The sequence below is a fragment of the Pseudomonas sp. 1152_12 genome (assembly GCF_052850675.1).
Map to the genome: position 1 here is coordinate 318,016 of NZ_VXCW01000001.1, position 13,216 is coordinate 331,231.

Genomic DNA, 13,216 nt, shown 5'->3' on the forward strand with positions numbered 1-13,216 from the left:
CTTCCAGGACACAAGATGAACCGTAACGACCTGCGTCGTGTCGACCTTAACCTCTTGATCGTATTCGAAACCTTGATGCATGAGCGCAGCGTGACCCGCGCCGCCGAGAAGCTGTTCCTCGGCCAGCCGGCCATCAGTGCGGCCCTGTCGCGCCTGCGCGGGCTGTTCGATGACCCGCTGTTTGTGCGCACCGGGCGCAGCATGGAGCCGTCGGCACGCGCCGTGGAAATCTTCGCCCTGCTCTCCCCAGCCTTGGACTCGATTTCCACCGCCGTCAGCCGCGCCGCCGAATTCGACCCGGCCACCAGTACGGCCGTGTTCCGTATCGGCCTGTCTGACGACGTCGAATTCGCCCTGCTGCCGCAACTGCTCAAACGCCTGCGCGCCGAAGCCCCCGGCATCGTGCTAGTGGTGCGCCGCGTCAACTACATCCTGATGCCAGGTCTTCTGGCTTCAGGAGAAATATCCATCGGCGTCAGCTACACCGCCGACCTGCCGGCCAACGCCAAACGCAAGGTGCTGCGCCGCAGCCTGCCGAAACTACTGCGCGCCGACAGCGTACCCGGCTCACTGAGCCTGGACGACTTCTGCGCCCGCCCCCACGCCCTGGTGTCGTTCGCCGGCGACCTGAGCGGGTTTATCGACGAAGAGCTGGAAAAACTCGATCGCAAGCGCCACGTAGTGTTAGCCGTACCGCAATTTAATGGGCTGGGCACGTTGCTGGCCGGCACCGATATTCTGGCGACCGTGCCGGACTATGCGGCCGAGGCGCTGACCTCGGCCGGTGGCTTACGGGCCGAAGACCCGCCGTTGCCGGTGCGGTCGTTTGAATTGCACATGGCCTGGCGTGGGTCGCAGGATAATGATCCGGGGGAACGTTGGTTGCGGTCGCGGATTCAGATGTTTTTCGGCGATCCTGATAGCCTCTGAAAACGCACCGATGATCTAAGGTTATCGCAAGGCCCGTCGATGAAGCGAAGGGACCCTCGCGATAGTCTCAGGCGCTGCACGCATCACGCTGTTGTGCTCCCGCGCGGACCCCCAACCTTGTCGATTAGCCAGTGCCTGTCAGAGGATTCTCGACCTGGGCAGCGGCACTCGCTGTTGCCGCCCTTCAGTCAGCTTGCCACCCACTTCAGCCAACGCGCTAAGCGGCATTGCCGACACACTTTCCCGCAGAGCCGCCCGTGTTTCGCATCTGCACTCCGTCGAGTGCTGACACCTTGCCGCCCTTCCAACAACGGCCTGTCACGCTATCAGTCGACCAACGCGGCGTTACGCACCACTGCCCACGATGCAATCAACCGCTGCGGGGTCTGGCAGGTTTTGCGCTTGAATACAAAGTTGCGGCACTTCTCGGCGAACTGCTGACGGTTTTTCACCATGTCCAACTGCATCTGTGCCAACTCGTGTTCGCGGCAGCGTTCGACCTGTGCAACATCCAGCGAGGCTTTACGTTCGCGAGCCGCGGCGTATTTTTCGTCGTGCAACGCGCTGGCGGCCTGTTGCATAAGCCACTCGTTGAATTCACCAGGGCAACGGGGGCCGATATCCGCGATCATGCCGTACTGCTGGGCCTGGAAAGCGCTGATGGGCAAGCATTCTTCGGTGAGTTTATGCGCGACTTCACTGCCGACGGCACGCGGCAGGCTGTAGGTCCAGTATTCGGAGCCATACAGGCCCATGGTTTTGTAATGAGGGTTGAGTACGACGTCTGCACGGGCAAACACAATGTCGGCAGCCAGCGCCAGCATGACGCCACCGGCGCCAGCGCTGCCGGTCAGGCCGCTGACCACCAGTTGCCGTGCCGTGAGCAGTTCCTGGCACACATCGTCGATGGCCTGGATGTTGGCCCAGGCTTCCAGCCCCGGCACCTTGGCAGCCTGGATGACGTTGAGGTGTACGCCATTGGAGAAGCTGCCGCGCCCGCCCTTGATCAACAATACCTGCGTCTCACGCGCCTTGGCCCAGCGCAGCGCCGCCACCAATCGCTGGCACTGTTCGGTGCTCATGGCCCCGTTGTAGAACTCGAACGTCAGCTCGCCGACGTGACCGCATTCGCGATAGCGAATCGGTTGATAGGCCTGTTCGTTGAACGCTTGACTGGCGATCGAGCCACCCAGCACGGGAACGCCGGTCAGTTTTTCAGCCAGCACGTGGCGTGCCGGCAGCTTGAAGGTCTCTTCGCCTGGCTGGGCCTTGCGTTTGAGCGATCCGATCCACAGGCTGCGATCGCCAGCCGCCACCAGCACCGCGTCGTCCTGCACCGCGAGGATTTCCCCCGGTGTGCCGTGGCGTGAATCCAGGTGCGCGTCGTAGAGGTAATACTGACCGCCTTGGATGCTTGCCAACACCCCCGGCTGGCCGTCGGCGGCGTCTATGCTGCGCTTGATAAAACCTGCGCAATCGTACCAACTGAAGCTGCGCTCAGCTTGGGTCATGTTCGGCTGCAAACGCCCAATGACGTTGGGTTGCGTGTAATCGAGCGGCACCGGAACGAAGCCCTTGGCGAATTTTTCCACGACGTCGCGGATACACTGAATGGCGGCGTCGCTCACCAGCCCGTTGTACAACTCGGATTTGCGCACATCGGCAGGCATGTCGAATTCACAGGTTGACCAGATGGGCCCGGCGTCCATTTCCTCCACCGCCTGCAAGGCGGTCACGCCCCAGCGGCTAACCTGCTGGATGATCGCCCAGTCCAGTGCACTGGCACCACGGTCGCCGACAATCCCCGGATGAATGATCACCAGCGGGCGGGCGGGATTGCTCCACAGCTGCTGGGGCACGCGATCCTTCAGAAATGGGCAGATCACCAGGTCCGCGTCGCAGTCCTCGATCTGTCGGCATACCGTGGCTTCATCAGTGAACAGCACAACGCTGGGGGCATGACCCGACTGGCGTAAATCCAGCCAGGCCCGCTGGGTCAAACCGTTGAACGCCGACGATAACAAGATGATCTTCAATGACCGCATAGCTGACTCTTCCTTGAGAATGCGCGACCACAGGTGCTCATTGAGCCGTCCTTGGCCTTTGATGGAAGCGCAAGGTTAGAGGGCGTGCTCGGAACGCCAACTGATCGAGATCAATCTTGTGTCAGCGAGTCAGCATGAGCGATAAGTGGCGCAGGCGGTTCCCCCGTATCAGACCGGCATGCCAGGCTCAATGTCGTACGCCTTCTGAACCCGCTCAGCGCGTTTGCGCGTCGCCTCCAAGCGACCCATTGGGCATTACGGCTGATAAAGCCCCAAAAGGCGAGCATGCTGCGGGGAGGTCGTTGCTACCCGATGAACCAGGCCGAGATCACGGTGACGCGCATTGACGGCCATTGCACCCTATCAATAAGGCCACGCGTCACCCGGTTCCAAGTGTAACGTTTGAGCTGACGCTGGCCTCGGCTGGGGGGTGTCCAGTACCCGCAACGAGGGACGCCAGGTACTCGCCAAACCCACCCCGGCACTTATAGTCCCGTCGCGCGCTGGTGACCACAGGATTGGTCGCCGTCCAGACAATGCGCGCTCCGATCCTCTCAAGGTCGGCCACCAGGCGCACGTCTTCATGCGCAACCAGGTGCTGGAACCCGCCCGCGTTGCGGTAAGCATCGGCACTCAGGCCCATGTTGGCAGCGTGAATATGGCGGTGGTTCTCGGTGAACTGGTACAACTCAAGGTAGCGTGAACGCACCGACTCCCCGTAGTCGCTCCAACTGTCCACTTCGACCGTGCCACACACCGCGTCGGCGCCAAACTCGATCTGACGCACCAGCCAATCTGCAGGCACGACAGTGTCCGCATCGGTGAAGGCGAGCCACTGCGCGCCCTCCTCAAGTAATTGCTGCGCCCCCACAGCACGCGCCTTACCCACATTTCGAAAGCACACCTCAAGCATTGCAATGTCCATGGCCGACACCCGTGCTGCCGTCCGGTCCGAACAATCGTCGAGGACAATCACTACCTTGACCTGTTGATGTTGGAGAGCCGGATGTTCAATGGCGCGTTGGACGGAGGTGAGGCAGGCACTGATATGCCGCTCTTCGTTATGGGCAGGTATCACTATCCCTATCATTGACGTTCCCTCTACCTGGCAAAGTATCTACAGCTATCGACACGGCCCTTATGCAGAAGGTTTAAAGAATCTTAAGGCGTAGACGAACAACGGCTGAAGACACGGCCGCCGTGATTAGAAGGAACGTCGCAGGCGGATGCCTGGCAGCCAGGCGAGGCCTCACCAGGCCACTGCCACCAGACGCCTAGCGTCGGGTGTCGGGTGTCGGGTGTCGGGTGTCGGGTGTCGGGTGTCGCGCTAACAGCTTACAAGTCCTGTGTAAACCGGCTGGTAAATGGACGATTTCTATCGCAAGAACCGGAGTGTCTGCGACTCAATGGCTGCCTAAACTGGCTCGCATGCACAGTGACCGAGGCCGCCATGACCAGCATCCCCAACGCCATCGCACACCTTGACTGGCAAAACATCCGCTCGCAACTCGACCAAGACGGTTTTGCATTGCTGGACGGTTTTCTTGAGGCGCTGGACCTGCTTGAGCGTGACTGGGGTGCAACCTTCGGCTGCCTCAAGCATGGGTTTTATCCTTACCTGGCGCAGATTTCCAACCAGTGGAACCAGCGACTTCAATTGCCTTACCGTTACCCTCGGCAATTCCATCAGTTTCAAGCGCAATGCTTGGCCGCTGGGCAGCGGCAGGAACGCTCTCACCTCATGTGTCTACGTGAGGATGACTACCTGCAGATTCGACAAGACGCTGATGGTGAGCATGTGTTTGCGTTTCAATTGGTGGCGGTGCTGTCGTCCCCCGGTAAGGACTTCGCCGGCGGGGAATTTGTTCTTATAGAGCAGCGACCCCGGATGCAATCACGCCCGATGGTGCTGCCGTTGCAGCGCGGCGATATCGCGATCATCACCACGGCTCAGCGCCCTTTTAAAGGCAGCAAGGGCTACTACCGCGTCAATATGAAACATGCCATCAGCCGGGTCACAAGCGGTCAACGACTGGGGTTTTTACTCAGTTTTCATTTTTCCCCAGGGCCTGGTCATGGCGGCTAAACACGTGTGGATGCTGATGGGCAGCGACGGCACACGCTACCCGAGCCTCCAAGCCGGTGCATTGGGTGGCCACCGTCGCGGCAAACGCTACGGCACGCTTGATTGTCGCGCAGCGCTGCAGACTATCGCTCGCGGAGGCTATGTGAAAAATCGCGTATTTTTTCTCGACCAAGCCTGCGCCACCGCGGCGGGATATCGCCCTTGTGCAGTGTGTATGCCAGTCGAATACCGTCAATGGAAAACTCAGGCTGCCTTATGAACATTCAAACTGACGTGGAGAGCATCAATTGGTCAGCGGTTGATGCCGCGCTGATGAACCACGGTTTTGCCCTGCTCCCGCCTTTGCTGACTCGGCAAACTTGCCAACAGTTGGCTGCGCTCTACGCGGATGAACAGCACTTTCGCAGCCGAATCGTCATGCAGCGCTACGCGTTTGGCCGGGGCGAATACCAATACTTCAGCTATCCCCTGCCGGAAATCGTCGAAGACCTTCGAACTCGCCTGTACCGACAGCTCGCGCCGCTCGCCAACCGTTGGCATTCGGCGTTGAAGATCAGCGAGCGATTCCCGCAAACCCACAGCGAGTTCAAGCACCGCTGTCATCAGGCTGGCCAATGCAGGCCCACGCCGTTGATGCTGCGCTACCGCGAAAATGACTACACCTGCCTGCATCAAGACTTGTACGGCGAGCAGGTATTTCCCTTCCAGGTCGTGTTCCTGCTAGACCAGCCAGGGCTGGACTTCGATGGCGGCGAGTTCGTCCTGACCCAAACGGGCTCCAACAAACCGGGCCAGGCTGAAGTCATCCGCCTGGAACAGGGCCAGGCACTCGTATTTGCGGTGAACAGCCGCCCAGCGCGCGCCACACGAGGGTTCTGCCGAGTGAGTGTGCGTCACGGCGTGAGTCGCCTGCATCGTGGTGAGCGCAGAACGCTCGGGATTATTTTTCACGACGCGAAGTGATAAACCTTAATGTCGGCCCGGTGCTGTGTACCCTTCACCGGTTGCTCCATTGCAGCGTGTAGGCCTGGCGCTGCGCGCTGTCAGTGAATCAGTTCCTTCGCCTTTTCCAGGCATTCGGATGCGCTATCCAACGCCTGCGCCGCCTTGGCGGAGCCAGCACCGTCGTTTTGTGTGCGCTTACCGGTGATCACAAACAGCACGTCAACCCCAGCACTCGCTACGTTAGCCAAATAATCGGCACGCGGAAATCTGATCCCGTTTTCGTAGCGTCCCTGGGCGTTTACTGCCACGCCACCGATGTTTCCGATCGCAGCTTGCGAAAGCCCGAGCCTCACCCGCTCCGCCTTCAATCTCGAACCGATGCTCATACCTGCTTCCAATACCCGCTCAGACGTTCGTAAGAGGTTTTTCGCGGTGCCTTAGTTCCAGTAAAAACGCCGCCAGGGGCCTTTGATTGATCTACGATTAAAAGCCTGATGCGGCCGAGGTTATGCAATGAGCTTAAGGTTCACAGGCGCAACGCAGTGTGATGACGAATAAACCCTATTGATCGGAGAGCTACCATGCACCCGCACACCACCGCGATTGTTTTGATCGAATACCAGAACGACTTCACCACGCCGGGCGGGGTCTTCCATGACGCGGTGAAAGACGTCATGCAAAAGACCAATATGCTGGCGAACACCGCCACCACCCTCTTGCAGGCACGCAAGCTTGGCGTGAAGATCATCCATTTACCGATCCAATTTGCCGACGGCTACCCTGAGCTGACCCTGCGCACCTACGGCATCCTCAAAGGTGTCGCCGACGGCAACGCCTTTCGCGCCGGCAGTTGGGGCGCTGAGATCACCGATGCACTGACACGTGAGGCCGCAGACATCGTCGTTGAGGGCAAACGTGGGCTGGATGGGTTCGCCAGCACCGGCCTGGACCTGGTGCTGCGTAACAATGGCATCAAGAACCTGGTCGTCGCAGGCTTTCTGACTAACTGCTGTGTCGAAGGCACCGTCCGCTCGGGTTATGAAAAAGGTTACGACGTGGTCACACTGACCGACTGCACTGCGACGTTCAGTGATGAACAACAGCACGCAGCCGAGCAGTTTACGCTGCCGATGTTCTCGCAAACGCTGCAACACACCGCGTTTCTGCAAGCGCTGAAGGCTCAATAAGATAGGGAGCGATTCATTATGAGTCGCCCCTTTTCAGTGCTTGCGTCAATCGGTCGGCGCACGGCCAAGCTGCCGCACTTGATTGATGAATCAATCAGCGCCTTCGCCCTTAAAGCATCGGCGAATGGCTGACCACGCGCAACGCCAGCCCCTCATACGCATCCAATGTGATGGTGAACTCGCCCTCAACGGTGAGGTCGCCCTCAACCCGTTCATTGATGATGTCCACCACCGGCCCCGGTGCGATATCGGGCAGGTGCAAGGTCTCGATGATCGCTGTGGCGCCGAAGTTAAGCGCGGTAATCTGTGTGCCCTTCCCGGCTGGCAACTCGTGAACCATGATCAGCAAGCCAGGATGTTCGACATCCGGCACTAGAATCTGCCGACTGGCGGCGATCCCATAGGCACTGCGCACCGCAAGAATTTTTTGCAGTTGCGAGGCAAACGACTCCGGGTCCTGCAACTGGCTGTTGAGGCTGCCGTACAAGGTTTTCGAGCGTGGCATCTGCCCCGCCGATAACGGCGCATCCGGGTTCAGGTCCACCAGGTCGTAGGCCCCGCGATGCACCCAGCGGGTATCGCCATCGGCCATCAAGTGCGCGACTTCATCGGCTGCGAGCGGCAGCGCGCCGACCAAATCCCAGCCCGACAAGGCAAACACCCCAGGTTGCATGGCGTTGTACATAACCAACAGCAAATGAATCTGGCGGATCTGCTCGATATCGGCCGGTGTAATCGCCTCAAGGTCGCGAATGCCCAGAGCTGCCGTGATAATGCTGGCGGTGGTGCAAGACACGCCGTTGGTGACAAATTTAAGGTTATACGGCGCATGCTCGCCAGCCAGGCGTTCGTACATCTGCTCGCGGATATGCTCGCGCAGGATGTTGCCGGGGAAGGTCTGCCCCTGGAAGCGGTAACTGTCGTGCGCGTGCAACGTCCAGAAATGCACCAATTCCAGGGTTAACTCATCGTGGTTCTGCAACGCGTGGATCAGCGAGCCGGGGTCAATCCCCTGGCTGTGCATCTCGCGCAGCATCAGGCGCAGGAACTCGGTGTCACCCATCAGCAAGGCGTGCTGATAGGCCGGGCGCGTGATGAAATCATAGGACAGGTCGGCGCCGCCGTGAGACATCGCGGCGATATCGTCGACGGTGAGATTCAACTCTTGAAAGCTGAACCCTCCAGCCTTGCGAATCGCGCCCCCGAGCAGCTGGTTGCCGGTGATCGACAGCGGATGGCTTTCCGACCAGGCCGTGCCATCCAGTTTGCGCTCCACACCGAGGAAGCCGTTGGCGTCCAGGCGTAGAATCTTGGCGCCCATCACATCAATCGCATGCAAGGCGTCGCCAATAATCATCTGTTGCGCGGCAAACGAAGGGTCCAGCCAATTCAGCGACGGCTGGCCTTCCTTGAAGTAATGCAAGTAGACCCAGCGCCGCGGCTTGCCATCCACGCCCATGACCACCGGCGTCGCGCTCCAATCGGTTTCCTTTACGCCAGGCTCGAAGAAGATCACCCGCTGTAACTGGCCGACGATGTAATGCTTGTCGCGCAGCGCGTCCACCTGCAGCGGGCCGAGATTCTGTGCGTCACGACCCTCGGCGACATCGGGCAACAACGGCCAGTCTTCCTCGCGGATTTCGACCATGTGGTAGAGGCCGGGGTAGTCCTCATACGCCATCTCGGCCAGGCGGAAGTCGGCGCCCTTACCGGTATGCGATGGGATCACGTCATCGATGATCACCGCGTTATGCGCAGCTGCCATGCGTGTCAGCGCCTGCAGCTGCGCCTCGGTGCCCAGTTGCGGGTCGATTTCAAAACTGATGCGGTCGAAATTGCCATCGATGGTGGGCGTATGCCGCGTGCCGGAAAGCCCGCCGGACTTTTTCAGCGGACCGTTGTGAATGCCTTGGATGCCGATCTTCGACAGCGCGTGCCACAGGCTTTCATCCCCCAGTGCCTCAAGCACCGTGCCATTTTCACGGGTCACAATCGAGGCTGGGTAGGCGGTAAACCACACCGATGACAAGGCTGACGCATCACGCGGCCGGGTATGCGCATACGGCTGTTGCCACAAACGCCCTTGCCCGGAATAAAGCTTGGCGCGTTGACGCGCCGCATGCAGCATCGATTGCTCAACCAGCCAGTTCACATGATCGTTGTCCGGCGCCGTCATAAGCCCATTACCTGTGTGCGTGAAAAGGTTACTCGTAAGCATAGGAGCGGCGACAGGCGCGATTCGTTGCATTAACCGCGCAGGGTCAGCACAGAAACACGATTCGGCGGCTAAAAAATCAATCAGCATGCGCAGCTTGAGGGCACCAGGCGACCCGACGGCCACAGCAGATGGAAGGTGAAAGCGTTCTGTGAGGTGCACACAAGGTTGATTGGCTATAGCAGACAGTAGGCCGCGTCGTTTTAGTTTGCAGGTCGTTTCTCCTTCTGGTCGAGCAGTGCGTCCCACGCGTGTTTAACGATCAATGGCGTTATTTAGTTATTGATCATTCTGATCGCAATGCACGCACTATCACCCGGCCCAATAGGAGATCCTGACATGGACAACCACGCCAATCGCTCGGTTCTATATCGCTTTTATCATGGCGCTAAAGCGTGGCTACTGATCGCCGTTACCTTAGGCGCCAGCGCTTTCCCCTGCATCTCTAACGCCATCGTCGGTGGCATTGACGCGTCCGAAGGCCGCTTTCCGTTCATCACAACGATCCAGTTCAAAACATCCGGTGCTTCCCCTCTGGAGCGCCATGGCTGTGGCGCCTCGCTGATCTCACCCACGTGGGTGCTTACCGCTGCTCACTGCCTGGTCAATACAGAGCCTTCGCAGATCGAGGTCATTGTCGGTCGTACCCAACTTAGCCACGCACAACAGGGACAGACTGTGGCCGTGAAAACCATTGTCTCTCACCCCAAGTTTCAGCAAGCGCTTGTCTACGATATAGCACTGCTGCAACTTGAGCGCGCTGTCACCGGTGTTACCCCGATTAACCGAGTGGCCAGTGCGCAGCGACTGGAAGACAGCGAGAAGACAGTCATCGCCGCAGGCTGGGGTGACACCGCAGTCTCCGCAAGTTCCGACCGGTTACAACAGGCTTCGATGCCGCGCATCTCCGATGCTGAGTGCACAGCGTTCATTCCAAGCCTGAATTCGCAGACGAGTTTTTGCATCGGTGTCTTGGCAGCAGGAGGACCATTTCCGAACAGTGGCGACTCGGGCAGTCCGGTATTTATCAATCAACCTGGAACAGGATTTATACAGGTGGGGGTGGTAAGCCAGTCCGTTGTTATCGTTCGACTGTCCAATCCCGAGGTCGCACAGTTCGTCAGCGACACCATGAAACCCAGTGGCGGCTGGAAGTCTCACCTGGCACTGGTGATTGCCTATCTGATCGGCGTGTGGTGATTGTCGGGTTGAGGGTGGCCAAGCCGTTAAAGGGAACCTCCCGTCGCCTGCCGATACTGCCTCGGCGTGAACCCGGTCAGTGCCTTGAACTGACGGGTAAACGCGCTATGGTCGGTATAGCCGCATTGCAGCGCCACGTCGGTGATCGGCAGATCGGTGTGCAACAACCGATGCGCATGCTCCAGGCGCACTTTCTGGATCATCTGCCGAGGCGTGAGGTGGAACACGCGCTTGCAGTAACGCTCCAGCTGTGCAACGGAAATACCGGCGATGCGCGTCAGTTCACCGAGGCTCACGCGCCGGTTGAAATGCCTGCGAATGTATTCGTCCACGGCAGCGAGGCGCTGGTACGCCGGGTGGGTTTCGCTGGCCGATTGCAGGTCGACCGAGATACCCGCCAGGCCGATAATCTGGCCGTCATCACTGTACAGCGGCCACTTGTGTGTCAGGCACCAGCCGGGTTCGCGTGTGCCATACAAATGCAGTTCAAGCTGATCCTCGAGCACAAACCCCTGCTCCAATACGCGCCGATCCTGCTCGGTATAACCCGGCCCCAGTTGCGCCGGGAACACCTCGGCGCTGGTCTTGCCCAGCAGCGGTTGCAACTGCTTGAGGCCGCAGCGTTGCACCAGCGTGTGGTTGGCGAGCACGTAGCGCGCCTCGATGTCCTTGATAAAAATCGCGGCATTCGGGATCACGTCCAAGATCGGCAACAGCTGCGCCACCCCGGCCAATAGCTGTTCGATATTGTGCGGGCGACTGGCCTGAAAAAGGCTCGCAAATGCGCTCGGCAACATGACGTGGACTCCCCATTTTTCGAGCAGATTGCCCCAAGCCGACGTGGCTGTCGAGCGCGGCAAACTGTGCCGAAATCGTCATCCACATACGCGCAAAACATCAATCGCCGCTGCCTTTGCCGGGTTCAGGATAGCGCCACTACCTGCCTATCCAATAACTCACAAGAAGGCGCCGCCATGTCTGCTCAAGGCAAGTTCAAAAAACAACTTTCACTGATGGACCTGACCTTTATCGGGCTGGGCGCCATCTTTGGTTCGGGCTGGCTGTTCGCGGCCAGTCACGTCTCTGCCATCGCCGGGCCGGCGGGGATTATTTCCTGGCTGATCGGCGGTTTCGCCGTGCTGCTGCTGGGCATCGTGTACTGCGAACTCGGCGCCGCCCTGCCGCGTGCGGGTGGCGTGGTGCGTTACCCGGTGTATTCCCACGGCCCGCTGCTGGGCTACCTGATGGGCTTTATCACGCTGATCGCGTTTTCAAGCCTGGTGGCGATTGAAGTGGTCGCTTCGCGCCAATACGCCGCCGCGTGGTTTCCCGAGCTGACCAAAGCCGGTTCCAGCGACCCAACCACCTTGGGCTGGCTGGTGCAATTCGCCCTGCTGTGCCTGTTCTTTGTCCTCAACTACCGCAGCGTAAAAACCTTCGCCATCGCCAACAACCTGGTCAGCGTATTCAAGTTCATCGTGCCGCTGCTGGTGATCGGTGTACTGTTCACCTTCTTCAAACCGGCGAACTTTCAGGTGCACGGTTTTGCGCCGTTCGGGCTCTCGGGCATTGAGATGGCGGTGTCGGCCGGTGGGGTGATCTTTGCTTATCTAGGCCTGACGCCGATCATCTCGGTGGCCAGTGAAGTGAAAAACCCGCAACGCACGATTCCGATTGCATTGATCCTGTCGGTGCTGCTGTCGACGGCGATCTATGTGCTGCTGCAAACCGCGTTCCTCGGCGGCGTACCGACCGAGATGCTCGCCGACGGCTGGGCCGGGATCAGCAAGGAACTGGCGCTGCCTTATCGCGATATCGCCTTGGCACTGGGCGTGGGCTGGTTAGCCTACCTGGTGGTCGCCGATGCGGTGATCTCGCCCAGCGGCTGCGGCAATATCTACATGAACGCCACCCCGCGCGTGGTGTATGGCTGGGCGCAGACCGGCACGTTCTTCAAGGTCTTCACGCGGATCGACGAAAAATCCGGCATCCCGCGCCCGGCGCTGTGGCTGACCTTTGGCCTGTCGGTGTTCTGGACCCTGCCGTTCCCATCCTGGGAAGCGCTGATCAATGTGGTGTCCGCCGCGTTGATCTTGAGCTACGCCGTTGCCCCGGTGACCGTCGCGGCGCTACGCCGCAATGCACCGCAGATGGCGCGACCGTTCCGGGTCAAGGGCATGGCGGTGCTCGGCCCGCTGTCGTTCATCATCGCCGCGCTGATTGTGTACTGGTCCGGCTGGAGCACGGTGTCGTGGCTACTCGGCCTGCAGATCCTGATGTTTGTGGTGTACCTGCTGTGCGCACGCTGGGTGCCGACGGCGCACCTGAATATCAAACAGCAAGTGCGTTCGTCAGCGTGGCTGATTGGCTTCTACGCGGTGACCATCCTGCTCTCCAAACTCGGCAGTTTTGGCGGCATCGGCGTACTCAGCCACCCATTTGACACGCTGGTAGTCGCGGTCTGCGCCTTGGGCATCTATTACTGGGGCGCCGCCACCGGTGTGCCTGCACACCTCGTGCGCCTGGAACATGAAGACGACGAAAGCGAAACCATCAGCGAACCTCACCACGCTGTGCCCTTGTCCCCGGCCACTCACTGAATGGAGCG

The 13,216-nt window shown here is 59.6% G+C and carries 12 protein-coding genes; 7 read left to right on the forward strand and 5 right to left on the reverse strand.

Going from position 1 to position 13,216, the window contains the following annotated elements; translation table 11 throughout:
• The first annotated feature begins 15 nt into the window (after positions 1-15).
• Entirely contained in the window at positions 16-930 is a 915-nt protein-coding gene (locus FW764_RS01310; protein WP_028616088.1) for a LysR substrate-binding domain-containing protein, read from the forward strand.
• Positions 931-1,256: 326 nt separating this feature from the next.
• Here the strand turns inward: FW764_RS01310 and FW764_RS01315 are convergent, their stop codons facing one another.
• Complete coding sequence (locus FW764_RS01315; RefSeq protein WP_446432386.1) at positions 1,257-2,975, reverse strand: hydrogenase maturation protein; 1,719 nt, start codon at positions 2,973-2,975, stop codon at positions 1,257-1,259.
• Positions 2,976-3,354: 379 nt separating this feature from the next.
• Positions 3,355-4,065: a glycosyltransferase gene (locus FW764_RS01320; RefSeq protein ID WP_446432387.1), complete on the reverse strand. Its 711-nt coding sequence runs from the start codon at positions 4,063-4,065 to the stop codon at positions 3,355-3,357.
• 345 nt (positions 4,066-4,410) lie between these two features.
• Here FW764_RS01320 and FW764_RS01325 point away from each other — a divergent pair, with 345 nt between their 5' ends.
• The 3 genes from FW764_RS01325 to FW764_RS01335 are packed head-to-tail and all read left to right on the forward strand — an operon-like array spanning position 4,411 to position 6,024.
• The gene (locus tag FW764_RS01325) at positions 4,411-5,061 is read left to right on the forward strand and encodes a 2OG-Fe(II) oxygenase (RefSeq protein WP_446432388.1); all 651 of its coding nucleotides are present in this window, start codon (positions 4,411-4,413) and stop codon (positions 5,059-5,061) included.
• Positions 5,051-5,320, forward strand: a complete 270-nt coding sequence (locus FW764_RS01330) for an Ada metal-binding domain-containing protein (protein ID WP_446432389.1) — start codon at positions 5,051-5,053, stop codon at positions 5,318-5,320. Before FW764_RS01325 ends, FW764_RS01330 begins: the two co-directional genes overlap by 11 nt.
• Positions 5,317-6,024, forward strand: coding sequence for a 2OG-Fe(II) oxygenase (locus FW764_RS01335; protein WP_446432390.1), 708 nt, complete (start codon positions 5,317-5,319; stop codon positions 6,022-6,024). The genes FW764_RS01330 and FW764_RS01335 overlap by 4 nt, the downstream gene beginning before the upstream one ends.
• 80 nt (positions 6,025-6,104) lie before the next feature.
• Here FW764_RS01335 and FW764_RS01340 read toward each other — a convergent pair whose 3' ends face one another.
• The gene (locus tag FW764_RS01340) at positions 6,105-6,392 is read right to left on the reverse strand and encodes a helix-turn-helix domain-containing protein (protein ID WP_446432391.1); all 288 of its coding nucleotides are present in this window, start codon (positions 6,390-6,392) and stop codon (positions 6,105-6,107) included.
• A gap of 195 nt (positions 6,393-6,587) precedes the next feature.
• Here FW764_RS01340 and FW764_RS01345 point away from each other — a divergent pair, with 195 nt between their 5' ends.
• Positions 6,588-7,193 (forward strand): cysteine hydrolase family protein, encoded by a 606-nt coding sequence (locus FW764_RS01345; protein WP_446432392.1) that lies wholly within the window; start codon positions 6,588-6,590, stop codon positions 7,191-7,193.
• A gap of 109 nt (positions 7,194-7,302) precedes the next feature.
• Here FW764_RS01345 and treS read toward each other — a convergent pair whose 3' ends face one another.
• Positions 7,303-9,369 carry a maltose alpha-D-glucosyltransferase gene (gene treS / locus FW764_RS01350; protein WP_446432393.1) on the reverse strand — a complete coding sequence of 689 codons (2,067 nt, stop codon included), beginning with the start codon at positions 9,367-9,369 and terminating at the stop codon, positions 7,303-7,305.
• A 378-nt stretch (positions 9,370-9,747) separates the two neighbouring features.
• Here treS and FW764_RS01355 point away from each other — a divergent pair, with 378 nt between their 5' ends.
• The gene (locus FW764_RS01355; RefSeq protein ID WP_446432394.1) at positions 9,748-10,608 is read left to right on the forward strand and encodes a S1 family peptidase; all 861 of its coding nucleotides are present in this window, start codon (positions 9,748-9,750) and stop codon (positions 10,606-10,608) included.
• A 26-nt stretch (positions 10,609-10,634) separates the two neighbouring features.
• Here FW764_RS01355 and FW764_RS01360 read toward each other — a convergent pair whose 3' ends face one another.
• On the reverse strand, positions 10,635-11,405 hold the full coding sequence (locus tag FW764_RS01360) for a helix-turn-helix domain-containing protein (protein WP_446432395.1): 771 nt from the start codon (positions 11,403-11,405) through the stop codon (positions 10,635-10,637).
• A gap of 177 nt (positions 11,406-11,582) precedes the next feature.
• On the opposite strand from FW764_RS01360, the gene FW764_RS01365 reads away from it, so the two are divergent.
• Positions 11,583-13,208 (forward strand): APC family permease, encoded by a 1,626-nt coding sequence (locus FW764_RS01365; protein WP_446432396.1) that lies wholly within the window; start codon positions 11,583-11,585, stop codon positions 13,206-13,208.
• Positions 13,209-13,216: the final 8 nt, after the last annotated feature.

Coding starts and splice junctions, on each gene's coding strand:
- FW764_RS01360 (WP_446432395.1), bottom strand. CDS start 11,405: ATGTTGCCGAGCGCATTTGCGAGCCTTTTTCAGGCCAGTCGCCCGCAC.
- FW764_RS01355 (WP_446432394.1), top strand. CDS start 9,748: ATGGACAACCACGCCAATCGCTCGGTTCTATATCGCTTTTATCATGGC.
- FW764_RS01330 (WP_446432389.1), top strand. CDS start 5,051: ATGGCGGCTAAACACGTGTGGATGCTGATGGGCAGCGACGGCACACGC.
- FW764_RS01365 (WP_446432396.1), top strand. CDS start 11,583: ATGTCTGCTCAAGGCAAGTTCAAAAAACAACTTTCACTGATGGACCTG.
- FW764_RS01345 (WP_446432392.1), top strand. CDS start 6,588: ATGCACCCGCACACCACCGCGATTGTTTTGATCGAATACCAGAACGAC.
- FW764_RS01320 (WP_446432387.1), bottom strand. CDS start 4,065: ATGATAGGGATAGTGATACCTGCCCATAACGAAGAGCGGCATATCAGT.
- FW764_RS01335 (WP_446432390.1), top strand. CDS start 5,317: ATGAACATTCAAACTGACGTGGAGAGCATCAATTGGTCAGCGGTTGAT.
- treS (WP_446432393.1), bottom strand. CDS start 9,369: ATGACGGCGCCGGACAACGATCATGTGAACTGGCTGGTTGAGCAATCG.
- FW764_RS01340 (WP_446432391.1), bottom strand. CDS start 6,392: ATGAGCATCGGTTCGAGATTGAAGGCGGAGCGGGTGAGGCTCGGGCTT.
- FW764_RS01310 (WP_028616088.1), top strand. CDS start 16: ATGAACCGTAACGACCTGCGTCGTGTCGACCTTAACCTCTTGATCGTA.
- FW764_RS01315 (WP_446432386.1), bottom strand. CDS start 2,975: ATGCGGTCATTGAAGATCATCTTGTTATCGTCGGCGTTCAACGGTTTG.